The organism is Algimonas arctica, from assembly GCF_014652695.1.
Lineage (GTDB): Bacteria > Pseudomonadota > Alphaproteobacteria > Caulobacterales > Maricaulaceae > Litorimonas > Litorimonas arctica.
Genome location: NZ_BMZH01000006.1, coordinates 92,994 through 117,458, shown reverse-complemented (window position 1 = coordinate 117,458; position 24,465 = coordinate 92,994). Strand labels below are relative to the sequence as shown.

At 56.4% G+C, this 24,465-nt stretch carries 20 protein-coding genes and 1 riboswitch; of the genes, 9 read left to right on the top strand and 11 right to left on the bottom strand.

The genetic code is table 11. The features are described 5' to 3' along the window. Positions 1–121 precede the first annotated feature (121 nt). Entirely contained in the window at positions 122–862 is a 741-nt protein-coding gene (locus tag IE105_RS08870) for a TorF family putative porin (protein ID WP_189497589.1), read from the bottom strand. 195 nt (positions 863–1,057) lie between these two features. Further along, on the bottom strand, positions 1,058–3,805 hold the full coding sequence (gene secA / locus IE105_RS08865; RefSeq protein ID WP_189497587.1) for a preprotein translocase subunit SecA: 2,748 nt from the start codon (positions 3,803–3,805) through the stop codon (positions 1,058–1,060). 136 nt (positions 3,806–3,941) lie between these two features. On the opposite strand from secA, the gene IE105_RS08860 reads away from it, so the two are divergent. The 4 genes from IE105_RS08860 (at position 3,942) to IE105_RS08845 (ending at position 7,486) form a co-directional block, all read left to right on the top strand. Further along, entirely contained in the window at positions 3,942–4,838 is an 897-nt protein-coding gene (locus IE105_RS08860; RefSeq protein ID WP_189497585.1) for a peptidylprolyl isomerase, read from the top strand. Continuing rightward, entirely contained in the window at positions 4,838–6,058 is a 1,221-nt protein-coding gene (gene argJ, locus IE105_RS08855) for a bifunctional glutamate N-acetyltransferase/amino-acid acetyltransferase ArgJ (protein ID WP_189497583.1), read from the top strand. Before IE105_RS08860 ends, argJ begins: the two co-directional genes overlap by 1 nt. Next, positions 6,055–6,507: a (deoxy)nucleoside triphosphate pyrophosphohydrolase gene (locus tag IE105_RS08850; RefSeq protein WP_189497581.1), complete on the top strand. Its 453-nt coding sequence runs from the start codon at positions 6,055–6,057 to the stop codon at positions 6,505–6,507. Before argJ ends, IE105_RS08850 begins: the two co-directional genes overlap by 4 nt. Positions 6,508–6,574: 67 nt before the next feature. Next, positions 6,575–7,486: a DMT family transporter gene (locus IE105_RS08845; protein ID WP_233354076.1), complete on the top strand. Its 912-nt coding sequence runs from the start codon at positions 6,575–6,577 to the stop codon at positions 7,484–7,486. A gap of 22 nt (positions 7,487–7,508) precedes the next feature. Here the strand turns inward: IE105_RS08845 and IE105_RS08840 are convergent, their stop codons facing one another. The 3 genes from IE105_RS08840 to IE105_RS08830 form a co-directional block, all read right to left on the bottom strand. Continuing rightward, positions 7,509–7,757, bottom strand: coding sequence for a GlsB/YeaQ/YmgE family stress response membrane protein (locus IE105_RS08840; protein WP_189497579.1), 249 nt, complete (start codon positions 7,755–7,757; stop codon positions 7,509–7,511). 86 nt (positions 7,758–7,843) lie between these two features. Continuing rightward, a complete protein-coding gene (pdeM, locus tag IE105_RS08835; protein ID WP_189497577.1) occupies positions 7,844–8,479 on the bottom strand; it encodes a ligase-associated DNA damage response endonuclease PdeM in 636 nt (211 codons plus the stop codon). 46 nt (positions 8,480–8,525) lie between these two features. Next, positions 8,526–11,087, bottom strand: a complete 2,562-nt coding sequence (locus IE105_RS08830) for a ligase-associated DNA damage response DEXH box helicase (protein WP_189497576.1) — start codon at positions 11,085–11,087, stop codon at positions 8,526–8,528. A 68-nt stretch (positions 11,088–11,155) separates the two neighbouring features. Between IE105_RS08830 and IE105_RS08825 the strand changes: the two genes are divergently transcribed. Then, a complete protein-coding gene (locus tag IE105_RS08825) occupies positions 11,156–11,701 on the top strand; it encodes a DUF1415 domain-containing protein (RefSeq protein ID WP_189497574.1) in 546 nt (181 codons plus the stop codon). Between the two features lie 3 nt (positions 11,702–11,704). Here the strand turns inward: IE105_RS08825 and IE105_RS08820 are convergent, their stop codons facing one another. Next, entirely contained in the window at positions 11,705–12,925 is a 1,221-nt protein-coding gene (locus IE105_RS08820; RefSeq protein WP_189497572.1) for a methionine gamma-lyase, read from the bottom strand. A gap of 109 nt (positions 12,926–13,034) precedes the next feature. On the opposite strand from IE105_RS08820, the gene IE105_RS08815 reads away from it, so the two are divergent. After that, positions 13,035–13,502: an Lrp/AsnC family transcriptional regulator gene (locus IE105_RS08815; RefSeq protein ID WP_189497570.1), complete on the top strand. Its 468-nt coding sequence runs from the start codon at positions 13,035–13,037 to the stop codon at positions 13,500–13,502. Here the strand turns inward: IE105_RS08815 and IE105_RS08810 are convergent. The 3 genes from IE105_RS08810 to IE105_RS08800 form a co-directional block, all read right to left on the bottom strand. After that, on the bottom strand, positions 13,499–15,187 hold the full coding sequence (locus IE105_RS08810) for an alkaline phosphatase D family protein (RefSeq protein ID WP_189497568.1): 1,689 nt from the start codon (positions 15,185–15,187) through the stop codon (positions 13,499–13,501). The two genes, IE105_RS08815 and IE105_RS08810, sit on opposite strands and share 4 nt — an antisense overlap. Positions 15,188–15,277: 90 nt before the next feature. Beyond that, complete coding sequence (locus IE105_RS08805) at positions 15,278–16,222, bottom strand: MBL fold metallo-hydrolase (RefSeq protein WP_189497565.1); 945 nt, start codon at positions 16,220–16,222, stop codon at positions 15,278–15,280. Between the two features lie 34 nt (positions 16,223–16,256). After that, positions 16,257–17,306 (bottom strand): 2-hydroxyacid dehydrogenase, encoded by a 1,050-nt coding sequence (locus tag IE105_RS08800; protein WP_189497562.1) that lies wholly within the window; start codon positions 17,304–17,306, stop codon positions 16,257–16,259. A 146-nt stretch (positions 17,307–17,452) separates the two neighbouring features. Between IE105_RS08800 and IE105_RS08795 the strand changes: the two genes are divergently transcribed. Beyond that, positions 17,453–18,091, top strand: coding sequence for an SH3 domain-containing protein (locus IE105_RS08795; protein WP_189497559.1), 639 nt, complete (start codon positions 17,453–17,455; stop codon positions 18,089–18,091). A gap of 30 nt (positions 18,092–18,121) precedes the next feature. Here the strand turns inward: IE105_RS08795 and IE105_RS08790 are convergent, their stop codons facing one another. Then, complete coding sequence (locus IE105_RS08790; RefSeq protein ID WP_189497556.1) at positions 18,122–20,779, bottom strand: DUF4175 domain-containing protein; 2,658 nt, start codon at positions 20,777–20,779, stop codon at positions 18,122–18,124. A 237-nt stretch (positions 20,780–21,016) separates the two neighbouring features. On the opposite strand from IE105_RS08790, the gene IE105_RS08785 reads away from it, so the two are divergent. Then, positions 21,017–21,190 (top strand): DUF1328 domain-containing protein, encoded by a 174-nt coding sequence (locus tag IE105_RS08785; RefSeq protein WP_189497554.1) that lies wholly within the window; start codon positions 21,017–21,019, stop codon positions 21,188–21,190. 14 nt (positions 21,191–21,204) lie between these two features. Here the strand turns inward: IE105_RS08785 and bmt are convergent, their stop codons facing one another. Further along, a complete protein-coding gene (gene bmt, locus IE105_RS08780) occupies positions 21,205–22,218 on the bottom strand; it encodes a betaine--homocysteine S-methyltransferase (protein ID WP_189497551.1) in 1,014 nt (337 codons plus the stop codon). Positions 22,219–22,269: 51 nt separating this feature from the next. Then, positions 22,270–22,472: riboswitch (cobalamin riboswitch) on the top strand. A gap of 120 nt (positions 22,473–22,592) precedes the next feature. Between bmt and IE105_RS08775 the strand changes: the two genes are divergently transcribed. Next, the gene (locus IE105_RS08775; RefSeq protein ID WP_189497548.1) at positions 22,593–24,464 is read left to right on the top strand and encodes a TonB-dependent receptor plug domain-containing protein; all 1,872 of its coding nucleotides are present in this window, start codon (positions 22,593–22,595) and stop codon (positions 24,462–24,464) included. Position 24,465 lies beyond the last annotated feature (1 nt).

Genomic DNA, 24,465 nt, shown 5'->3' with positions numbered 1-24,465 from the left:
GGCGTCTCCGCAGACATTGTAAAATAAGTGTCCGTCACATAGAAAAGCCCGGACGGCGAACCGTCCGGGCAATCTCCTCCGTCCTCCCGTGAGGAGAATTCTGGCAAGCGAGGCGAAAAGCCTAGAAGCTTGTAGAAATTCCTGTTCCGAACCACAATAAATCACTGTCGGGCGTCCCTGCAAGGATTTCGCTATAATTGAGCGCATCTTCGGAATTAAGCGTGTAATTCGCCCCGACATAGACGCTTGCAGCGTCAGTGATGGCTTTTGAGAGCGTCGCGCTTGCGGTGCCATACTCATAGGAGAAGCCATCACCATCCACGAGGCCCGCAGCCAAGCCGAGGTCAAATGATACAGAATCTGATGCCGCGATAGAGTGGCTGACCGATCCTTCGGCCGTAAAGGCCTCAAGGGTGAAATCATAATAGGCATAAAGAGACGGTGCCAAAGCGACGTCAAATGCGACCCCACCATAGACTTCGTAAGTGCCGGAGCCGCCCCCATTCGTTGAGAATAAGCTGCCGCCCTGCGGATAGTGGTAATAGGTGACGCCAACATCCGCTGAGACAGTGTCTGATAGCGTGAAACCATAACCCGCATAGAGGTCAACTTCGTCCCCGGCGAGGATGGAGGTGTCGCCGACTCCGGTTGAGAACCACGCACCCGCGTAGAAGCTGCCCACGCCGGCTTCAACACCCGTTTGGGCTGCCGTATCCGCTAGGCTCACGCCACGGAAGACATAGTCGGACACAAGATCCGCACTGAGTGACCAATTCACATCCCCGGCGTGTGCGGTGACGGGGGCGCTTAGCGCGGCGAGGATGGCACATGATGCACCAAAAAGGGGTTTAGAAAATTTCATGACGGGCTCCCTGCGTTTGTCACCCTTGAACTAGGTGGCAGAGGGAGGAGCGGCGAGGCTTGCCGCCACGTAGACAGGCCGTTTGCATGCCAACGCCCGGAAATGTGCACGCATTATCGCCAATTTGCACCCGATCCGGGCTTTGTTGACCCGGATCGCGCTTTATAGATTAGGGGAAGCTCGCTGAAACGACGGCTATGCCACGCGGCCGTGGCACTGTTTGACCTTCTTCCCGGAGCCACACGGGCACGGAGCATTGCGCGGCAGAGCCGCCAATTCGTCTGTCGTAGGCGCATTACGAGAGCCTGCCATTGGGGCTGTCACTTCGCCAGCTCCCGTCGCCGCGCCCATTAACTCCATCGGTGAGCGCGGACTCGTTGGCGCCCCCGTCGGCAATCGCGTCGATTGGGCCACGGCTTCAGCTTGCGCTTTTTGTTGGGCTTCGGCCATTTGCTGGCGCTGGATCTGCGTGTTGAGCAGCAGACGGAACATCGCCGCTGTGACGTCTTCGCGCAGAGAGATCAGCAATTTGTCAAACAGGGTGAAGGCTTCGCTCTTATATTCATTGAGCGGATCCCGCTGCCCATAGGCGCGCATCCCGATCACAGATTTCAATGCATCCAATTGCTGGAGGTGTTCGCGCCAGTTGCGGTCGATCACTTGCAAGAGGACTTGCTTCTCAACCCGAGCTAATTCCTCTTCGGGAATGCCAGCGGCGAGTTCAGTGACCACACGATCAGACGAGTCTTTTAAGCGGGTTAGCATTTCTTCGTCGGCGATGCCTTCTTCGGCGGCCCAGTCGGCGAATGGGAATTCAATATTCATCGCTTCGCGCACGGCCTGTGTCAGACCGTCAATATCCCACTGTTCAGCATAAGCTTTTTTCGGCACGTGCTTTTCAATCAAGTCTTCACAGAGCTGATGGCGGAAATCTTGGAGGACGTCAGACACATCGTCATCCGTCATGAACTCCATACGTTGTTCAAAAATCGCTTTGCGCTGATCATTCATCACATCGTCGAATTTCAGCAGGTTCTTCCGAATATCAAAGTTTTTCGCCTCGACTTTGCTCTGCGCGCGTTCAACGGCCTTGGTCATAAAGCGGTTCGTCAGCTCTTCGCCTTCTTCCCAGCCCATTTTACCCATCATTGATTTCAGACGATCCCCGCCGAAAATCCGCATGAGGTCATCCTCAGTCGAGAGATAGAATTTTGACGTGCCCGGATCACCTTGACGCCCGGTCCGGCCGCGCAATTGATTATCAATCCGACGGCTTTCGTGCCGTTCCGTGCCCAGCACATAAAGACCGCCCGCTTCCAGGGATGTCTGTTTGAGCACTTTCACTTCGGCGCGAATATTTTCGATAATCCGCGCGCGCTCTTGTTCGTCCGTGACGGTTTCCGTCGCGGATTCAATCAGCATATCGACATTGCCGCCGAGCTGAATATCGGTCCCGCGTCCTGCCATATTCGTCGCAATGGTCACGGCCCCCGGCACCCCGGCTTGGGCCACAATCTCGGCTTCTTGTTCATGGTAACGCGCGTTGAGAACTTTATGTTCGACGCCCTTATCGGTCAGAAAGCGTGACAGTTTCTCTGATTTCTCGATCGAGACCGTCCCGACCAGCATCGGCTGGCCTTTGGTCTTGCAGGCTGCGATTTCGTCAACGATCGCCATAAATTTTTCGTCTTCAGTCCGGTAGATGACATCTTCAATGTCGATCCGCTGGATCGGACGGTTCGTCGGGATCACTAGCACTTTCAGATCATAAATTTCTTCAAATTCACCCGCTTCAGTTTCCGCTGTCCCGGTCATGCCAGAGAGTTTATCATAGAGACGGAAGAAGTTTTGCAACGTGACTGACGCCATCGTCTGGTTCTCGGACTGAATTTTGACGTTTTCTTTGGCTTCAATCGCTTGGTGCAGCCCTTCGGACAATCGACGGCCCTGCATCATACGCCCGGTAAATTCATCAATCAGGACGACTTCATCATCTTTAACAATGTAGTCTTTATCAGCGACGTAAAGGCGGTGCGCTTTCAACGCTTGGTTCGCGTGATGAACGATAGTAACGTTCTCAATGTCGTAAAGGCTTTCGCCTTCGAGTAGCTCTCGCTCCCGCAAGATATTTTCGAGCTGCTCATTGCCCACTTCATTGAATGTTGCGGAGCGCGCTTTTTCATCGACTTCATAACCATCCTCCACGATCAGTGGGATGATGGCATCCAAAGTCCGGTAAAGCTCGGCCCGGTCTTCTGTCGGACCGGAAATAATTAGCGGTGTCCGCGCTTCGTCGATCAAAATCGAATCAATTTCATCGATGATCGCGTAAACATGACCGCGCTGGCTCATCTCTTCGACGGACATTTTCATATTATCGCGCAGATAATCAAACCCGTATTCATTGTTGGTGCCGTAAGTAATGTCGGCATCATAAGCGGCTTTACGACCTGGGCCGTAAGGGTCGTGATTATTGACGCAATCGACCGTAATCCCGAGGAAGCTGTAAATCTGTCCCATCCATTCGGCATCCCGCCGTGCGAGATAATCATTGACCGTGACAATGTGCACGCCTTCGCCGGAGAGCGCGTTCAGGTAAGCTGCCAGTGTCGAGACGAGCGTTTTCCCCTCCCCCGTGCGCATTTCTGCGATTTCACCGCGGTGTAGTGTGATGCCGCCAATCAGCTGCACATCATAGTGGCGCTGTCCGAGCGTGCGCTTGGCCGTTTCGCGCACTGTGGCGAAGGCCTCTTCCAACAGATCATCCAGCGTTTCGCCTTTTTCGAGGCGGGCTTTAAACAAATCCGTTTGCGCTTTGAGCTGTTCATCGCTCATGGCTTCCATTTGCGGCTCAAGCGCATTAATGCGCTCCACAATGGGACGAAGTTTCTTAAGCTTCCGGTCGTTTTCCGAGCCAAAGAGGGTCTTGGCGATGCCGAGCATGGGGCGGTCCTTGAGAGGCGTTTGCGGCGCACGCAGAAGAAATATGGACTTGCGCGACGTCTTGCTTTGGCGTGACTTAAGAACGGCCCTCCCTTAAGTCAACGAAAGTGGCCGTAACTAGGGTGAGGTTTGTGCAATGATCGCATTAAGACAGGCTGTAATGGCGGGGCTCGCGGGCTGTATTTTAGCCGCATGCGGCACAGAAGCACCCGCCGACAACGAAAATGAGGCGCGCATCACCATTAACCGGACCGCCGATCCGGTTGTCGCGCGCGTTGATGACACCGCAATTTATCGCTCTGACGTGCAGCGTGCCGCAGAAGCACAAGGCCTCATTAGCGCCAACACGACGCTCACAACGGATGATCCGATTTTCCGCGTCACCATTGATGAACTGATCGACCAACGCCTTCTGTTGCTGGATGCCGTGCGCACCGGGGCCGCCAAGGACCCTGAAGCACAGCGCCGTCTCAATGCAGCACGGGAGCGTATTTTCGGCAATTACCGCGTTGAAATTCATATTGCGGACGCCGTCAATGACGAGACGATTCGAAACCTCTACCAAGCGCAGCGGGACCTCGCGGGTCGCGGTGAAGAACGGCGCGTAAGACAGATTGTGTTAGCTGATGCGGCCCTTGCCGCTGATATCTCCCAAAAACTGGATGATGAAGAGGATTTCGACACGCTTGCCGCAGAGTTTTCAATCGATGAGGCGACGCGTGAGCGGGGCGGTGAATTGGGCTGGGTCAGTCGTGACATGTTGACGGGGCCGGTTCGGACCGCCGTGTTTAACACACCCGTTGGCACGAGGTCTGCCCCGTTCGAAGCAGACGACGGCTGGTATATTATAGAGGTACAAGACACACGCACCCCGTCCAGCCGCAGTTTCGAAGATAGTCGGGATGAAATCGCCCGTTTTATGACGTTTGAAGCGGTCGAAGACCTGCTCACGAATTTGCGCGATCGCGGCGAAATTGACCGCGTCTATGAAAGCGGTCAGCCCGCCCCCACGACAAAAACGGACAATGAATAATGAGTGAGAATATCAGCCCCTTTGCGCCGGACGAGTTTCCGACCCTGCCACCGCTACGCGGATTTACCATGGCAACGGCTGAGGCGGGCGTGAAGTACCGCGCGCGTACCGACCTGTGGGTGCTGCGCTGCGATCCAGGAACACAAGTCGCAGGCGTGTTCACACAGAACCGCTGCCCCGGCGCGCCTGTCGATTGGTCACGCAAAGCGCTCCGCGCGACGTCGGGCGGTCCGCGCTTGGTGGTCGTCAATAGCGGCACCGCCAATGTGTTTTCAGGACAAGCAGGCCGCGATGCCGTGCTCGAGACTGCGCGCGGTGCGGCGCATGCGTTTGGCGGGTCACCTGACACTGTCCAGATTGCATCGACAGGCGTCATCGGGGTCGCGCTAAAAGCCGAAAAACTGGTCGCGCAATTTTCTGACATGGCAGACCGCCTCGCGCCTGATGGTTGGGCGGCCGCGGCGCGCGCCATCATGACCACCGACACGTTTGCGAAAGGCACGACGCAGACCGCCATGATTGGGGACACACGCGTTACGCTTAATGGCATCGCCAAAGGCTCCGGCATGATTGCGCCGGACATGGCCACGATGCTCGCCTATATCGCGACGGACGCAGCGATTGACGCGGCGACACTCCAATCTTTGCTGGCTGAATTCACCGGACCCACGTTTAATTCTGTCACGGTCGATAGCGACACATCGACGTCTGATACGCTTCTGCTCTTGGCGAGTGGCGCGGCGGGAAATTCTGATGATGACCTGACAGACTTCCGGCGCGCCCTGCACGCGGTGATGTTTGAGCTGTCGCAACAAATCGTGCGCGACGGGGAAGGCATTTCCAAACTCATCACGATTAAAGTCAGCGGCGCCGTGTCCGACACCAGCGCGCATGTCATCGCCAAATCCGTCGCTAATTCGCCGCTCGTCAAAACTGCCGTCGCAGGCGAGGACGCCAATTGGGGCCGTATCGTCATGGCGGTCGGCAAAGCGGGGGAACCGGCAGAGCGCGACGCGCTCAGCATCCATATTGGGCCGCATCTCCTCGCCACCAAAGGGCAGCCAGATCCAAACTATCATGAAGAGATGGGCGCGACCTATATGAAACAGAGAGAAATTGAATTTCACATCGATTTGGGCCTCGGCGACGGGGCGGCGACCGTTTACGCGTCCGATCTGACCCATGCCTATATTGATATTAACGCTGACTACCGCTCGTGATTCCCGTACCGTCCGAGAAATTTAAAGGCCCCGTCGTCTGGGTTGCCGCTTGTGCGCTGATTGATGCGGATGGCCGCGTGTTGATCACGCAACGCCCCGCAGGCAAAGATCACGCTGGATTATGGGAATTCCCCGGGGGGAAAATAGAGCTCGGCGAACGGCCCGAAGAAACGATCGTACGGGAACTCTACGAAGAGCTATCGGTTGAGCCGTGTCTGGATTGCTTAGAACCGCTGACCTTTGCCAGCCACGCTTACGAGACGTTCCAGCTCGTCATGCCGACCTATGTCTGCCGCCAGTGGGACGGGTTTGTCCGCCCCAACGAAGGGCAAGCGACGAAATGGATATGGGCCGAGGATATTTTGAAATTACCCTTGGTTCCCGCCGACAAACCCTTGGCCGAACAGCTGGCGGCGCGATTGCCAAAAGGTCGACGTTTCCTCCGTTAGGACCCCGATTGAACGCCCTGCCGTTATTTCGGCGGCGTGAGGGATCGAATCAAACTAGCGGCCAAGGATGACCCTGAAAATCCGCACCCAGATGAGCGTTTCCGATATTGCCATATTGGCTGTATTGTCTCTGCTCTGGGGCGGATCATTTTTCTTTGTCGAAGTCTTAGTCAATTATTTGCCGCCGCTGACTATTGTCACCGCGCGCGTCGGTCTGGCGGCGATGCTGCTCTGGGTGATCGTGTTAGCAACTGGGGTTCAACGCCCTACAGAAAGAAAAGACTGGCTGTCTCTGCTCGTCGTGGGCGGCCTCAATAACGCCCTGCCTTTCTCTTTAATCGTGTGGGGACAAACCCAAATCGACTCCGGTCTAGCGTCAGTCCTGAATGCAACCACGCCCTTATTTACCGTCGTCGTCGCCAGTGTATTCCTCGCCGATGAACGGTTGACGAAAAACAAGCTGGCTGGAGTGATGATCGGCCTTGTGCGGATTTGCGTGCTGGTGGGTCCGAACGCGTTTCGCGGGCTCGGGCAATCGGTCTTAGGGCAATTGGCCGTTGTTGGCGCGGCCATGTCTTATGCGCTGGCGGGCGTGTTTTCTCGGCGGTTTGCCGCGCGCGGTATTCCACCGCTAATGATCGCAACTGGGCAAGTCTCCTCAGCAACCTTATTGCTACTTATTCCCGTCATTCTGATTGATGGCGCCGCGATTATGACGCCGCTGCCGATCACCGCGTGGGGCGCGTTAATCGGGATCGCTCTGTTCAGCACAGTGCTCGCTTATATTTTATATTTTCGCTTAATCGCCAGCGCAGGTGCAACGAATGCCGCGCTGGTTACTTTTCTTATCCCCCTGTCGGCCATCGCCTTGGGCGCAATTTTTTTAGGGGAACGGTTCACACCGATACAGGCTGCAGGCGCAGCGCTGATCGGTGTGGGATTAGTCGTTATGGATGGGCGGGTGTTTAACCGCGCTTGAAAAGCGTCTACGACAGTGTCGGTTATTTCTTGAACAGCTTCGACGCGATGATCGACACGATGATGGCGCCAATGACGGCGCCGATAAAGCCCGCTGCGTCGCCTTCGCCGTAAAAGCCAAGCGTCTGCCCAAGCCACGTAAACAGCACGCCACCCAAAATACCGGCCAAGATCATCATAATCAGGCCTTTGGGTTCATGCTTTCCGGGCAATATTATCTTGGCGACAAAGCCCGCCAACGCACCGACGATAATGGTCATGAGGATATTCATAGGTCTCTCCCAAACAATGTTGCGCCTCGGTAACATCTTATCGGCGCCGTCCCAATGGGAAAGCAGAATATAGTCTCGGGTCAGTTCTATCCCGCGAGGGAGACCACAGCCTTGCCTGTCGTCGCGAAATAGGCACGCGCTCCGTGCAGCTCATTGGCGATCGCGGGATGTTCGACGTCAAGACCGCCGGTAAATGTCCCGAAACTCGGCATAATGATACGGTCGTGCGACGCCGCCCAGCAGGGCACTGATAGGCGCGAGCGACGGGTTTTGATCCGCACTTTAGGATGTAGATGGCCGCAGACATTCACACCGACCTCACCAAACGGGGCGGTCGGGAGGTGGGTCAGCAAAAACGCCCCGCATTCAATATGGTCTTCTTGATCACCCGCAAGCCCGGCGGGGATATCGGGGTCATGATTGCCAAGGATCCATGTGAACCGTGGCACCCGGGCGACAAGAGCGTTCATCGCCTCAAAGTCAGCAGCACGCATCCGGTCCCCCGCAGACGTATCGTGAAAACTATCGCCCAGCGCGGCAACATGTTTAGGGCGATAGATATCCATCAGCTCTGATAGTCGCGCTAAAGTGTCGGGCGTGTCGTAGGTCGGGAGCGGCGCGCCGCCGATGGCTTGCAAATAGCTGCCCTTCTCAAAGTGCAAATCCGCGACAAGCAAAGTCTCGCAATCCGGCAAAAATGCGCCCTTGCGATAATCGAACACGATCGCGCCCGCTTGTGTTGTGAATTCGAGCTGCTCCACGGGCGGATTAACGCGAGGGCGCGGAACCGCGCGCGGGCCCGTCTGTTGTGTCCCGCCTGTCCACATAATCTTTGACTTGCTCCAATAAACTGTGGCCGACACCGTTCATATAATCCTGCAACGACCCGGCCGAAGCTTGTCCCACTTGCGAGATCATGCGCTGTTCGGCCTCTCCGAGCACGCGTTCCTTACCGATTTGCATCATCGCAGGAATAGACAGTGGGCTGGCATGCGGCAAAGTGCGGAAGACAGTTGTCTGCGCAACCTGGGTTAGAAATCCGCGCAGGCGGTCAATATCGAGCAAGTCTTTCTCAGCTTCTTCGCGGGCAATGCGCAATAGAATATGGTCGGGTTCATATTTTAACAGCACGTCATAGATGAGGTCCGTAGAGAAGGTGACCTGTTTCATGGTTCTCTGTTGTCCCGGCAGACGTTGTTCAGTTAGCCCTGCAATTGTCGCGATCTTACGAAAGCTACGTTTGATCATTGGCGAATTAACGATCCAATCGTCCAACTCTGTTTCCAGAATATCGGCATCCAACAATCCTGTGAGCGTATTGACAGGCTCCAGACTGGTGATGGTAAGCGCATAGTCTGTGATGGTAAAATTAATCGGCGCGAGGCGGAGCGCTTCCATCCGTTTGGTTAGGAGGAAGCCAAGCGCATTATTGACCTTTCGTCCCTCAAATGTGTGCACGACCAAAACATGATCATCGCGATCAAAAAAACTTTCAACCAGCAACCCGTCCCGACCGGGCAGATCGGAAAAAAGCGATTGCAAGGTCAACCAGTGCTCCACCTGATCCGGCAGGCGGTGCCACCGCGTTGGATCAGAGATGACCGCCCTCACGCCCTCCGCCAAATAAGAGGACAGCGGCATCATCCCGCCCGCAAAGGCCGGAATTTTCGGGCGCGCACGTTTGGCGGGGACGGCCTCGACCGCCATGTCGCGAATGCCTTGATAGCGTAATGTTTCCCCCGCAAAGGCAAATGTATCACCGGGGTTGAGGTGCATCACAAAGCGTTCTTCGATCTCGCCAATCACCCGCCCGCGTTTGGATTTGGGCGACGGAATTCGCCGGACCTTCAGCTTCGCATATTCGACAATCGTGCCGATATTCATCCGGTGGCGTCGCGCCTGCGGGATTGTGGCAATCGTATATCCGCGTGACGTGGCCTTCAGCCTTTTAAAACGCTCATAACTCTTGAGCGCATAGCCCCCATCCACCGCAAACGACAGGATCGCATCAAAGTCCGCTTTTGTTATATGGCGATAAGGCCAGGCGGACCGAATTTCCGTAAGCGCTTCGCGCTTCTTCAGCGGACCACTACAGGCGCGATTGACGATATATTGCACGACGACATCCATCGCCCCAGGCCCGTAGGCCTCGCCGTCACGATGTCCGTCGGCGATGGCTTTAATTGCGACGTCGCATTCCACGACCTCCAGCGGGTTTGTCGGGACGAGGATCGCTTTGGAAGCTTCATCAATACGGTGATTGGAGCGTCCGATCCGTTGCAACAGGCGCGAGACCCCTTTGGGCGCACCGACCTGAATGATGGCATCCACATTACCCCAATCTATGCCCATTTCTAAAGCCGACGTCGAAATTACCGCGCGCATTTTCCCGGCTGAAATAAGACTTTCCGTCTTCTGTCGCCGGTCGCGCGAGAGTGAGCCATGATAGACGCCGATGGGCAGACCGTCATCATTCACATCCCACATTTGCTGGAACAAGAGTTCGGCTTGCGCCCGCGTATTGACAAAAACGATGGTGGTCTGATGTTCGCGAATGATTTTGTAAATATCGCGGACGGCAAACCGGGACGAGTGTCCGCCGAGCGGAAAGCGGCCCTCAGGTTTGATGATTGTCACTTCGGGCGGTGTGTGCCCCGCGACCTCAATCAGCGCGGCAGGCGCGCCTGTGGGACCCAGCCATTCTGCAGCTTTGTCTGGCGCGGCAATCGTCGCGCTGAGCCCGAAGCGTACATGATCCGGGGCGAGCGTTTTTAATCGCGCGAGGGCGAGCGCCGTAAAGTCGCCGCGTTTGCCCGTCGTGAAACTATGCATTTCATCAATCACAACACATTTTAGCGACGCGAAATAGTCCGGGGCCGTCTCATAGGATAATAACAGCATGAGGGATTCGGGCGTTGTCAGCAAAATATCTGGCGGCTTGGTTTGCTGCTTCTTGCGCTGATAGGATTTCGTGTCGCCGGTCCGCACGCCGATCTCAATCGGCAGATCTAAATCACCCACGGGCCGCATGAGGTTGCGCTCAATATCGTTGGTCAGGGCGCGTAGCGGCGAGATATAGAGCGTGTGTAGCGCGCGGGGGGCATTCGGGTCCTTCTCGGCCAAATCACAGAGCGAGGGCAAGAACCCCGCCAAAGTCTTGCCTCCGCCCGTTGGCGCGATCAGCAGTGTGTCTTGGCCACGACCGAATTGCCCGACCATGTCCCGTTGATAATCCCGGATCGACCAGTCTTGAGCGGCAAACCAATCCTCGATCCGCCTTGGGATGGCGGGCGAGATCATGCCGCTTGATATGTCCGGGTGCGCGGTCATAACGTGCATACGTTTGAGCGGCCTATCTCGCTCCGAATAAAATGCGCTCACTGGCACGACTGAAATTTATGCCCAACACCGACATAGTCATCAAACAAACCCGAGCATGGCTATCGACAGTCGTGATTGGCCAAAACTTTTGCCCTTTCGCGAAACGCGAATATGATCGCGAGAGCATCCACTACGCCATTATTGAGACCGCCGATTTAGCCACGCAATTGGAACAGATCATCGCACAATGCACCGTTCTGGACACTGACCCTGAGCGAGAAACGAGCCTGCTCATATTCCCAACGGCGCTGTCCAATTTCGATGATTATTTGGACCTGTTAGATATCGCGACCGCCCTACTCGAAGACCAAGGCTATGACGGTATTTATCAGCTCGCGAGCTTTCATCCGGACTATGTTTTTGATGGGCTCAGTCCTGATGACCCGAGCCATTACACCAACCGCTCACCCTACCCGATGCTCCACATCCTCCGTGAAGCCAGCGTTGAAACAGCGCTTGCGACATATCCGTACCCGGACAAAATTCCCGTGCGGAATATCCGACGTACGCAGGATTTAGGCTTAAAGGCGATGCAGGACTTATTGGCAGCGTGTTACGAATAACCCTTATTCCGCCGCTTCCATCATCGGCGTCGCCAGCTGGTCCAACGACTGCACCAAATCAGCGATAATATCGTCTGCCGCTTCCAAGCCCACCGAGAGCCGGACGAGCCCGTCCGAAATGCCGTGGCGCGCCCGTTCTTCGGGCGTGTAGGGACTATGGGTCATGGACGCCGGGTGTTGGATCAGGGTTTCCGCGTCCCCGAGCGAGACCGCGCAATGAATCATGCTAAGCGCGTTGATGAGGGCTTTGCCAGCGTCGATCCCGCCGTGCAGTTCAAGCGCGATCATCCCGCCCGGCTGGTCCATTTGCTTCTCCGCCAATGCGCGCTGATCAAAGCCCGGAAGCCCCGGATAAAGTGTCTTCGCAACGGCCGGATGGGCGTCGAGAATATCGGCGACGCGAGCCGCGCTTTGACAATGGCGGTCCATCCGCAGCTCTAACGTCTTGAGCCCGCGCATGATGAGCATGGCCGTCATCGGCGCCATCACGGCGCCCGTCATGTCCTTCAGACCATAAAGGCGAATACGGTCCATCAATTCCTGTGACCCCACTACGAGACCGCCAACAAGATCGCCATGACCGCCGAGATATTTCGTTGCGGAATGCACGACAAGGTCTGCGCCAAATTCGATTGGTCGCGTGAGGTAAGGCGTCGCGTAAGTATTATCGACCATCGTCAGCGCGCCGTGAGCCTTAGCGATTTTCGCCACAGCCTCGATATCGATGAGCCGCATATTTGGGTTAGCCGGGGTTTCGAAATAAACGACTTTAGTCCGGTCGCTCATCGCGGCGGATAACAGCTCGGGTCGGGTCAAGTCGCAATGGGTGACCGTGACGCCGAAACGCTCTAGCCCGTGATGCAAGAATGAGAAAGTGCAGCCATAGAGCGTCAGATCGACAATGACTTCGTCGCCCGGTTCGACCAGCGTCCATAAAGCCGACGTGATCGCGCCTATGCCAGACCCTGTCGCGACTCCGGCTTCCGTCCCTTCGAGGCTCGCCATGCGCTGCTCAAGCAAATCAAGCGTCGGATTAGAAATACGCGAATAGACATGACCCGGGGCTTCGCCGGCAAAAATCGCCCCGCCCGTTTCCGCCCGATCGAAAACGAAAGTCGACGTCATATGCACGGGCGGCACAAGAGAGCCGCCATGATCCAACGGGTCATAGCCGTGATGGATCGCGCGGGTTGCAAACCCGGCCCTGTGGTTCGTATCGCGCATATATATGTGCCCTGATAAAAATTGCCTTGCCCCTTACTATGCTATTTTCATTAGTATTTTCGTGTTTATGATAAGGTAGTGACACTCAGTTTAGCAGAATGTGCCAATTATGGATGATATTGACCGCAAAATCGTCAGAACCGTGCAACGCGACGGGCGCATGAGCAATCGCGAACTGGCCGACCGGGTTGGCCTCTCGCCCTCCCCGTGTTTACGGCGGCTCAAAATATTGGAGCAATCTGGTGTCATTCGAGGCTACCATGCCGAGATCGACGCCAAGCTGTACGGTTTACCGATCACGGTGTTTATTCGTGTGAAGTTGGAACGCCACGACGAAGACACGGTCAATGCATTTGAAGCCAAAGTGCGGGCGAACGACAATATCGTCGAATGCCATGTCATGACCGGACAGTCGGATTATCTGCTTCGCGTTATGGTTGCCGACCTGTCCGATTATGAACGCTTTGTGCGCCGCGAATTACAACGCATTGGCGGAATCGCGTCGATCGACACAAGCTTTGCCTACGGCATGGTAAAACGCCGCTCGGCCTTTCCGCTGGTGCCGGATGCGGGCTAGGTTTTTGTCAGACTGAGCGACCCGTCACGACGCACAATATCAAAACCCGCCCGATTATCGACCGTATAATCCGTCGAGAGAATTGTATCGACACCGACGAATTCTGCATGCGCGCCGTCGCGGTCCAGCGCCAAATCAATATAGCCTTTGCCGGATGGATCATGATAGCGGACCATCGGATTTCGGGCGTTGAGCATCTGCGAATAATTCGCCGCTTCCTCTCCGAAATAGCTTGATGAACCGGGCGACGTCACGGCGGCAGTGCCGAGCTCCACGCCCATTGGACGGCCTGCGCTATCGCTCAGCTCATTCGCCCACCACTCATGCGTATCGCCCGTCAGCACGATCAAATCGGTCGCGCCCGCATCGGCCATGCTGGCATAAAACCGATCGCGCGCCGCCGGGTATCCATCCCACGCATCTAAATTAAGGGGGATACCGAGTGTTGTGAGCGCGATAAAATCACGAATTTGCGGAAAGACTTTCTCGATTTCGGTAATTGCGGGAGAGCTGGCGAGCGGCGTCAAATTCGGCGCGGTGACATTCGCCATGATGATTTGATTGGCCAGAATGCGCCAACGGGTTCCGTTCGCAACCGAGTCCGCCATGGTTTTTGTCAATCGCTCTAACTGTGGCCGCCCGAGTAATTCACGGCCCTCATCGACCAAATCAATGGTTTTGAATTTTTCCAAACCTTCGGGTGTCGCTAATGACCCTCCGATTTTGGTGTAATTTAGCGGCTGCGATCGGGCCATCAGGCGCGTTTCCACCGTCGCGATTGTGACCAAATCGCCCCATTGGAAATCTCGCAGCAGCGCTTCGGCGGCGTCGCCCGCAACCGGATCCCGCACAGGCATCCATTCATAATAAGCCCGCAGCGCGGCGCTGCGTCGCTCATCCCAATCCCCCTCTGAAAGGCTGTGATTTTCCGCGCCATCACGCCAGCTATCATTGCTGGTTTCGTGATCATCCCATATCGGGATCATCGCATGGGCGGCGTGCATCGCGATGCTGCCCGGATCAGATTTATATTGCGCGTGACGTTTGCGGTAATCAGCCAGAGTGATAATCTCAGTGATCGGGTCATGTTGCCGCCCGATCTGTTGGGACACGGCCCCGCCATACCCATCCGTGCCATATTCATAAATATAGTCGCCGAGGTGGATCACGGCATCGATATCGTTGCGTTTTGAAATTGCGTCATAGACGTTGAAAAATCCAAACGCGTAATTGGAACAGGAAACAACGGCGAAGCGGACGGCATTCGTCTTGCCCGTCGGAAGCGTCCGAGACTGCCCTATGGGCGACATCATCTCCCCGACGAAAAAGCGGTAATGATAATAGAGACCCGGCATCAGCGTGTTCACGGTCGCCTTGACCGTCCAGTCGCGTGACGCGTCGGTGTCGACAGTCCCGGAGGCCGTAATCGCGGTAAATTTCGGATCCGTCGAAATCTCGTAACGAACAGGAACAGACCCCTTAACATCGTCCGGTAAACTCACCCGCGTCCAGATCAAAAACCCCGTCGGCGTCGGCTCCCCCGATGCAACACCGTGGACGAATGAAGCTCCGGTGATGGGCTGGTGCGTCCCGGACGTCGCGCAGGCGCTGAGCCCGCCGGCCAAGCCGCCTCCAAGCCCAACCATGACACCGCTTTTTAAGGCCGCTCGTCTTGAAATCCGCATGAGTCTCTCCCGTAGTCAAACCTCTATGCGCGGTTTTGATGACGACGTCATGTCAACAAACGATCTAGTTAAGGAAGGTTCGACGAAAGATTAGTTGAGCGTGCCGCCCATAGAGCGCCACGCTGCCGTGATCATGCCATCTTGTTTGATGAAACTGTCCAAATCGGCCATGTCGGCCAAGGGTTGCGCCTCGATGATGGCTTGCAGGGTTTCGCCGGCTTCCTTGCGAACACGGACACGATCATGAATGGCTTGCAGTGTCGCGCGCGCATCTGTGAGGCCAGCTTTGTCCGTAATTGGCCCATGACCCGGAATGATCACTGTGTTCGCGTCAGATAGCCCCAAGGCGACATCATGCGCCGCAATCATGCCCTGTAAGGAGCCCCCACTATCGACATCGACAAAGGGGAACATGCCAAGAAATAGCGTGTCGCCCATGTGGATGACGTTGGGTTCTTCGAAAATAACAATCGAATCTCCATCCGTATGCGCGGTCGGCGTGTGAACGGCGCGCGCGGTGATGCCATTAAAATGTAGGCTCGCTTCGTTCGAGAATGTCACAACAGGCCAAAAGGCCTCCTCTTTCGCCTCGTTCATGGCCCTGAAGGCCTCATTCATATAGCGTGTGCCCATGCGCGTGCGGACATTTTCATGCGCCATGATCATCGCGCCAGCCTCTTTCATGTCTGGGTTGGAGCCCGAATGATCGCCATGCAAATGGGTATTGATGACAAAGAGAAGGTCATCATTTTCGCCGGCAAGCTGTTCAACCTGATAAAGAATTTCTTCGGCGTTACGGGCGTATTTATCGTCAATCAGAACGATTCCGTCCGAACCTGTCGAAACACCGACATTCCCTCCCGCGCCAAATAACACATGAAGATTATCATTGATCGTTTCGACCGTGAGCTGTGGTTCAGCGGGCGCAACCCGCGGAGCGGGCTCCGCATGTTGGTCTTCGTGCGCAACAACTGGGGCCTTCGCCGTGCACGCGATGAGGAAAGCGGCAGTGGTCAGCACAATTAAACGGGTCATGGCGAGGAGCCTTTCTATAAACGGCCAAACGGAATTAGGACGCGAGCGACAGACGCGTTCCGGGCGGCAGCACCCGATCAGGGCACGCATGATTGTCGATATGAGCGCGAATATTGATCAGAACTTTTTCGCCCATTTCACGACGGCTCTCATGCGTAGCCGATCCAATGTGCGGGGCGAGAATCACATTATCGAGATCAAGTAGCGCCGGATGTGGACGCGGTGTATCTTCATAAACATCCAGTCCAGCCCCCGCTAAGCGGCCATGTGCGAGCGCTTCAGCCAAAGCGGCCTCGTCAACAATTTCACCGCGAGACGTGTTCACAAGGTAGCTGTCCGGTTTCATCAGCGCGAGGGTTCGCGCATCAATCAAGTGACGTGTCGATGGGGTGAGCGGCGCATTGATCGAGAGAATATCAATCTCAGCCAGCATCCCTTCGAGTGTTTCATGCCAATTAGCGTCGAGCGCGCGCTCCATCGTGGCCGGCACACGGGCGCGATTGTGATAATGCACCGACAGACCGAAAGCATGGGCGCGCCGCGCGACGGCACTGCCGATCCGCCCCATCCCCAAAATACCGAGGCGTTTTCCGCGCACACGGTGGCCCAGCATATGGGTCGGACCCCAGCCGTCAAATTCACCATTGCGCATGCGGCGGTCTCCCTCGACCAACCGACGCGGAATAGACAGGATCATCGCCATAGCGAGGTCCGCCGTATCTTCGGTCAAAACGCCCGGCGTGTTGGTCACGACAAGACTACATTTATGGGCAGCCGCGACATCAATATGATCCGTGCCCGCACCAAAATTAGCGATCAAGCTAAGCCGCGATGACGCCGCTGCGATAACGTCCGCATTGATATTATCTGTCACAGTCGGGACGAATACATCGCAATCGGCAATCGCGGCCTTTAATTCGTCTTGACTCATACGCGTATCGTCCAGACGCAGACTGACGTCAAAGAGGTCGCTCATCCGGGCTTCGACCGCATCGGGAAGCTTGCGTGTCACAGCAACCCGCGGGCGCGTGGTCGTATTATTTACGATACGTGATAATTTGGCGTCTGGCGGGCTTGTCTGCATAGTCTCTATTGACGCGATCACGCGCGCAGACGCAAGCCCCACCCTGTTTCCACTTTGTAAAACAACATGCTTAAACATCGCCATTTAAGGGAAAATTCAACCCGACTTAACGACGGTTTAACAAAAAGGGTTGATAGACCTTAACCATGGCAACACGACGGACATTTTTTCGACACCGCGTCCTTGGCGCAACATTGATCCTATCGCCCTGTTTATTCTTGGGGTCCGTTCATGCGACGGATATGGCATCCGTAACGGTTCAATCCGTCACACAGACCTCATTGAGCAACGCCCCAATGAGCAGCACCCAAAAACTTACCTTAACGGCAACCGCGACACTTGGCGGCCTCTACCATGTTGACGCTGACAAAACGCCGTCCGGCTTTGCTGTTCCGCGATTCGTCAGCCTAAAATTCGGCAAGGTCAACGCGCGGACAGGACCGTCACGCAATCATTCCATCGCCTATCAATATCAACGTCGCGGCTTGCCCGTGATCGTCGTCGCTGAGACGGAAATGTGGCGCAAGGTTCGTGATATTTCCGGCGACGAAGCGTGGGTGCGAAAACCCGCCCTCTCCGGCGAAAAATTTGCTGTTCTCACGACTGAGGCCACACTCTACGCCAAACCCGATGCGTCCGCGCGCAGCCTTGCACGCATTGAACAGGGCGCCTTGGTTCAGCTCGAAACCTGCAGCAGCGACGGATATTGCCTCATTCGTACGGACAATGGGATCAAAGGGTTCACCGAAAAACACGCGCTATGGGGCGCACAAAATATTGACTGATCTGTCGAGTCTGCCGACACAGCGCAGGCGTTAGAACCGCTTAAGCAGTCGGTCCAAATAGTCTTGTTCTTGCTGATCCCGCTCGGCGTCCGCAGCGCGGCGACGTAACTCTTCGATAATTTCACGCGACCGTTCAGCATTATCGCGCGTGTCGATATCGCTTTCCGCATTGTCCGAGTCCATGCCATCCAGTCCGCGACCAAGCGCATCCGTGTCCTCACCTTGTGATTCACTCCGGTCGCCCATCTCACGCGCAATCGCATCGCCTGCATCGCGCAAAGCCCCGATCGCGCCCGCTTGCGCTTGGCGTGATGCGCTAAAATCACCGCGTCCGAGCGCACCTTCAGAGTTACGCATCGCGCCTAAAGCACGCTCAAACGCCTCTTCGGACGTTTCGCCAGAACCCGCGCCTTGACCATCGGCTGAGCGGTCGCCCCCGCCCCCTTGTTCGCCGGAGTCTTGATCACCTGCGCCAGGTTGATCGCCGTCGCCTTGTCCACCGTCTTCTTGCCCTTCTTCGCCGCCGCCAGCCGCAGATCGTTCGCCGGTCTCCGCCAATTGCTCGCGCAAGCTTTCGACAAGACTTTCAATTCCGGCCTGACGCTCCGCCAGCTCTTCGGGCGACAGGCTTTCACCGCTCGGCTCTTCGCCATATTGCTGACGTAATTCGTCCCGTTCCGCTTGGCGCGTTTCGTCCTGCAAATTACGTTGCTCGCCAAGGAGGTCAGCCATTTCTTCAAGCGACTTCCGCATTTCATCACTCATTTGTTCTTCGTTCGAGCCTTCGCCGCCACCGCCGCTTGGGCTGATCTGCATCTGCATGTTTTCGATCAACTCAGCGAGTTGGGCCAGCGCACGGCGCGCGCCTTCAGTGTCGCCATTCCGATTGGCTTCTTCAATCGCGTCGAGCAACGCTTGAATTTCATCGGTCGAGCCCATTGGCTCCCCGCCACCGCCGCCCCCCTCAGCCAAGGTCGCGCTCTTACGGAGCTCTTCCATATACGCGTCGACGGCTTGATTATAGCGGCTGAAAAGTGTGTCGATTTCGCGTTCCGGCGCGCGGCGCGCAATGCCTTCGCGTAGCGCTTCTTGGGCCTCTTGCATTTCCTGTAAGGCCGTCCCCAACACGCCAAATTCAGCGCGTATTGCCAGTTTCCACATATGGTCCGGCAGGCCCGTTAAAGCAGCTTCTGAGCGGGCATAGCGGAGTGACTTTCCGACGTGGCGCAGGCCCATATAAACAACCGGATCGTTAAATAGACCCGGATCGGGATAATCCGTCACAGCCTCGATCAAGGCCACTGTGCGCTGCACAGGCGGCGCGGCGCGGCCTAAACGCCACTCGGTTTGATAAGTATCAAACGTACCGTCTGTCGCGTCATTATCAGCGCGGGTCGTCGGCGCAGGCGTGTAAGCCTCCAACCCTGTCAACAACAGGCCGCGCTGTTCCATGATCGCCTTGGCCAACGGTTCGACGAAGATTTTATCCGGCACGGTGATATAAAACGGGGCACTGACCCCGCGTTGTTCTGCGCCGTCCACGGCGACCAATCGCGCCACCACTTTGCGGCCCGCGAGCGCATGACGGGTCAAATCAATCTTGATCGTACGCGCGGTGGCTTCGGTAAATCCGCCGGCTTGCGTATCGACCTCTGACGGGGCGACAGCAAAGGCCGTGGCCTCGATCATCCCGTCCGTGAGTTCAACCATTTCCAACAAAACCTGCTCAACCCCGTAATCATCGGCAGCGTCAAAGACGAATACGAGGCGGTCGCGCTTATCCGTTTCAGGCGGCTCTAAGCTTTCGATCGTTGGTGGGCTGTCCGGCGTGGCGTCGACCGTAAAGGCTTTGCGCAACAGACCGATCCGCCAGTCGAGGACGCCTGAGCTATCAATAATCGTGCGGACCTCAGAATTATTCTGTCCGAGCGCATCGACTGTTAAAAAGCGTTGGCCCTCTGCGCCAATATAACGGGGGCGCGGCAAATCAGAAGCTCCGGAGGCGCGTACAACTAAGGTCGAGCCCACAGGGGCGCGGATCACGCCGTCTCCTTGGGCATACAAGGGCGGACGGCCGGTATAATCGGGCGGATCGACCCAAGCTTCGAATGTCAGACTATAGGGGTTGGTCGGAGACTGCACGGTCGGGCTGAGCCCGTGACGGACCCGCTCCATCGACAACCCCCACGACAAAAAGAGCGCCAGACCCAGCGCAATGGGCGTGATAAACCGGAGGCCATAGCGATCAATCACGGACAGCGCAGGCGTACGTCCGACTCGCCGAATCGTGTCTGCGTCCTTCTGCGCATGCGCGACATGGGCGGGCCAGAGGGTCGGCGACAGGATCGGCGCATCATCTAATGTATCGAGCGGACGGTGGGCGAGACCCGCCGTGTTTTCGAGCCGCCGCCGCGCGTCAGAATCGGTTGGCCAGCGGATGTGGCGCGCGCGGCGCACCGCGCGAATAATTAAACCCACAGTGACGACGAGCGCGATAATACGGAACGGATCGCCCGCGACTTCCCACAGGCCAAGCCATGTCAGAATGAGCAGAATAGAGAGCGCCAAGGCCGGCAGAGCTACAATCGGCGCGTAGCCTTCCCAAATCAGCCGCGCACGCGCGAGCGTCGTCAGGCGCGCAAGGCGTGTCGCCATGACTTTATCAAAGGCTTTAAAGGACGTCGGCACACCATTCGCCTAGCGCAAGGACAGGCCGTTTGTCGCTTAAAATATCAGTCACGATTGGCAGGTATTGTCGCAGCGACGAATATATATGCGGACCTTAGATATCTGAGGCTTTGAACAAAGATATCTGGGGCTTTGACCAAGCCCTTCAAGTCCCCATGCGAACTTCCGTAAACGGATACGGGAACCATCACCGCGCGACATCGTTTATGCCTTAGACATTTCTACAGGAGTTTTACGATGTTGGGTTGGTCTATTACGTTTTTCATTCTCGCGCTGATCGCCGCGGCGCTTGGCTTCACGGGCATTGCCGGAGCCGCGTCAGGAATCGCGCAAATCCTATTTATCGTCTTTTTAGTCCTACTCGTACTGAGCTTTGTCATTCGCGCCTTTCGGGGACAAAGCGTCGTTTAGCGACATTTTCCGATTCATCGACGACGGCTGGCGCCACGCCGACCAATGGCGCCGGCTTCCAAAGGCGGATTGACCAGCGGACCAAGCTTGGCTTCCAAGCTTGCGCGCGTCGGTCGCGGCCCGGGGTCATTGGCCGCAATATACGCATCTAACGCCACGCGCATCGCGGCGACATGTTCGGGCGCTGTCCCGCAACACCCGCCGATGATACGAACGCCCGCGTCCGCCGCCATCCGCACATAATCCGCCATGAGTTCTGGCGTCCCGCTATAAATCGTTTCCTTCCCGAGCACAGTCGGAATGCCGCAATTGGCTTTGCCAACCACGACCGCGTCGGGATTGGCCGCCGTCATATCGAGCGCGGACAGCATCAGGTCTGACGCGCCGACACCGCAATTCGCCCCATGTGCCAGAGGTTGTTCGGACAGCTCTGCCGTGACAGCGGCAATCCCGCCGGGCGCGAGCCCCATCATAGTCTTGCCGGCTGTGTCGAAACTAGCCGTAAAGACGTAAGGCATGCCGCAATCAATCGCCGCCTGTGCCGCTGCTTGAATTTCTTCCGCCGCCGACATGGTTTCAATCCAGATCACATCAGCACCGCCGTCGCGCAGACCCTCCATCTGGGTTTTGAAAAAGCCGATCGCGCTCTCCATTGTCATTTCGCCCATAGGCTCAAACAGCTCGCCCGTCGGCCCGACGGACCCCGCGATGACGACCGGACGATCCGCAGCTTCCGCTACTTTGCCTGCCAATTCTGCGCCGGCTTTATTGATCGCGTAAGTCTCGGCTTCTGCTTTGTGCAGCTTTAGGCGCGGCGCATTGGCCCCGAACGTATTGGTCAGGATGATATCTGATCCGGCATCGACGAATTGCTGATGCAAGGCGGCGGGTTTCTCGGGCAGGGTCGTGTTCCACAAATCCGGCGGAAAGCCCGGCTCCAGCCCCATATTCATGAAATTCGTGCCCGTTGCGCCATCGGCCAGCAGGATCGGCTTTTGCGCCAACAGGTCATATAAAGAAATTCGCATATGTGCCCAATGATTGGCGATTACGCAGTTGTCAAAGGGTGTTTGCGCCTCTATGCGCCGCCTCGTTCCGGTTCTCTTGGTTGAGATGAAGAGGGAACGGGGTGCAAATCCCCGACAGCGCCCGCTGCCGTGTTTGGCGAGGAGCCTTCGCAATACGTCACTGAGACTTGTCTCGGGAAGGCGCGAACGCTCCACCTCCTTTAAAACAGGAGAGAGCCATCAGTCGGAAGACCTGCCGAAACCTGTCGCCAGCGCGCGCGGGCGGGACCGACCGATGCGTATGGATGTGGGGGAATAATCCCGCCCAACCAATGACGACGTCCTTGTAAACGACGTGTTGCGGCCAAGCCCAACACGCACAGGAGACGTGCGTAATGAAAAACCTTATTATTGGGACAGCCTTGGCGGCTGTCATATCGACACCCGCTTGGGCGCAAGTACAGGCGGATGCAGGCGATTCTGTTTTGTTTGAGAGTGACGTAGTGATCGCATCGGCAACTCGCATCGGAGTTTTGGACCGCAATGATGTCACTGTTCCGGCGTCTATTCTGACCGAAGCGGACATCGCTGCGCGTGGGCAGCAATATGTCTCTGACCTACTTCGTGCCCTTCCCGGTATCGCCGTTAGCCAATCCGGCTCCGGCGGCGGCCTCACGCAAATCCGTGTGCGCGGCGCAGAAGCCAACCAAGTCCTCATTCTGATCGACGGCATTGAAGTCGCCAACCCGAGCACAGGCGAGTTCGACCTGTCGGGTCTGCGCGCGCAAGACATTATCAAAATCGAAGTGCTCCGAGGCGAGCAATCCGCGCTCTACGGGTCTGACGCGATTGGTGGCGTAATTTCCATCATCACGCGGGCCGGAGAAACAGCGCCGCAATGGCGCGCCAGTTTTGAAGGCGGATCGCGCGGCACGGGCCAAGGTCAGGTCAACGCCGTTATTCCTGTTGGCGCCGCAGCCCTGTCCGTGAATGGCACCCTCTTCACGACAGAGGGTTATGATGTGTCCGGTCTGGGCGGCGAAAAGGACGGATCCAACTCGCGGGCTCTAAATATTGGCCTCAATGCCGTCGATATTGGCCCCGTTCGGTTTGACGTCAAATATGAGTATTCGCAGCTCGACACACAGTTCGATAGCGACAGCCCGTTTGATGGCCGCCTCGACGATACAAATGACGAGACCGAGCGCACTCGACGCGCCGTGCGCCTTGATGCGCGTTTCGCAACAGGCGCTATCAATCATAAAATCAGTGGCTCTTTCAACAAAACCGATACGGACACAGTGGGTGGATTTTCGACTCGGTCTATCGGGGAGCGCACGAATGTCAGCTGGGTCGCTGGGATCGATACAGGAGTTCATGCTTTGACTGTCCTCGGTGAACTAGAACGTGAAACTTACACGATTGAGCCGAACGCTATCGAAGCGGACGCAAAACCAGAAAACGACATGGCGGCCATTGCCGCGGATTACCGCTTCACGCAGGGCGAAGTCGTTTTATCCGCATCTGCCCGTCACGATATCAATGATTTGTTTAATGATGCGACAACGTGGCGGCTGGGCGCGGGCTATGGTTTTTCCTGGGATGGCCGGGTGCGGGCCTCTGTTGGTACGGGCGTCAAAAACCCGTCTTTGATTGAGCTGTTTGGCTTCTATCCGGGGTCAAACTTTACGGGCAATCCGGATTTGAAGCCGGAAACATCCATCGGCGCGAGTATCGGTTATGAGCAGACGATTGGAAATTTCCACGGGTCTGTCGACGTGTTTTACAGTGAGTTGGAAGACGAAATCGTCACACAGTTTTTGCCGCCAACCTATGCGCAAACCGTCTCTAATTTGGACACCCGCTCAACCCGACAAGGGGTCGAGCTGGAAGCAAGTTACACCATTGGCAATATAGCCATCAATGGTGCGGCGACATTCCTGCAGAGCGAGCAGAACGACATTGAGGAAATTCGCCGACCGGACGTGACCGCGAGCGCCAGCGTGAGCTGGAACGCAACAGATGCGTTGCAACTTTCCGCCCAAGTCGATCATACTGGGTCACAGCTTGATACGGACTTCGCGACCTTTAGTGACGTAACACTGGACGCTTTCACCTTGGTCGGTGCGCGCGCTCAATATGCGATCAACGACCATGTCAGCGTGTCGCTGCGCGGCGAGAATCTTTTGGACGAAGACTATCAAGAGATCGTCGGCTTCGCCTCACCGGGTCGCGGGGCCTATGCCGGGCTGTCGCTGGACTTCTAAG

What these genes read in the sequence shown, in the direction of transcription:
- IE105_RS08870 (WP_189497589.1), bottom strand. Translation starts at nt 862, where the DNA reads ATGAAATTTTCTAAACCCCTTTTTGGTGCATCATGTGCCATCCTCGCC.
- secA (WP_189497587.1), bottom strand. Translation starts at nt 3,805, where the DNA reads ATGCTCGGCATCGCCAAGACCCTCTTTGGCTCGGAAAACGACCGGAAG.
- IE105_RS08860 (WP_189497585.1), top strand. Translation starts at nt 3,942, where the DNA reads ATGATCGCATTAAGACAGGCTGTAATGGCGGGGCTCGCGGGCTGTATT.
- argJ (WP_189497583.1), top strand. Translation starts at nt 4,838, where the DNA reads ATGAGTGAGAATATCAGCCCCTTTGCGCCGGACGAGTTTCCGACCCTG.
- IE105_RS08845 (WP_233354076.1), top strand. Translation starts at nt 6,575, where the DNA reads ATGACCCTGAAAATCCGCACCCAGATGAGCGTTTCCGATATTGCCATA.
- IE105_RS08840 (WP_189497579.1), bottom strand. Translation starts at nt 7,757, where the DNA reads ATGAATATCCTCATGACCATTATCGTCGGTGCGTTGGCGGGCTTTGTC.
- IE105_RS08830 (WP_189497576.1), bottom strand. Translation starts at nt 11,087, where the DNA reads ATGACCGCGCACCCGGACATATCAAGCGGCATGATCTCGCCCGCCATC.
- IE105_RS08825 (WP_189497574.1), top strand. Translation starts at nt 11,156, where the DNA reads ATGCCCAACACCGACATAGTCATCAAACAAACCCGAGCATGGCTATCG.
- IE105_RS08820 (WP_189497572.1), bottom strand. Translation starts at nt 12,925, where the DNA reads ATGCGCGATACGAACCACAGGGCCGGGTTTGCAACCCGCGCGATCCAT.
- IE105_RS08815 (WP_189497570.1), top strand. Translation starts at nt 13,035, where the DNA reads ATGGATGATATTGACCGCAAAATCGTCAGAACCGTGCAACGCGACGGG.
- IE105_RS08810 (WP_189497568.1), bottom strand. Translation starts at nt 15,187, where the DNA reads ATGCGGATTTCAAGACGAGCGGCCTTAAAAAGCGGTGTCATGGTTGGG.
- IE105_RS08805 (WP_189497565.1), bottom strand. Translation starts at nt 16,222, where the DNA reads ATGACCCGTTTAATTGTGCTGACCACTGCCGCTTTCCTCATCGCGTGC.
- IE105_RS08800 (WP_189497562.1), bottom strand. Translation starts at nt 17,306, where the DNA reads ATGCAGACAAGCCCGCCAGACGCCAAATTATCACGTATCGTAAATAAT.
- IE105_RS08795 (WP_189497559.1), top strand. Translation starts at nt 17,453, where the DNA reads ATGGCAACACGACGGACATTTTTTCGACACCGCGTCCTTGGCGCAACA.
- IE105_RS08785 (WP_189497554.1), top strand. Translation starts at nt 21,017, where the DNA reads ATGTTGGGTTGGTCTATTACGTTTTTCATTCTCGCGCTGATCGCCGCG.
- bmt (WP_189497551.1), bottom strand. Translation starts at nt 22,218, where the DNA reads ATGCGAATTTCTTTATATGACCTGTTGGCGCAAAAGCCGATCCTGCTG.
- IE105_RS08775 (WP_189497548.1), top strand. Translation starts at nt 22,593, where the DNA reads ATGAAAAACCTTATTATTGGGACAGCCTTGGCGGCTGTCATATCGACA.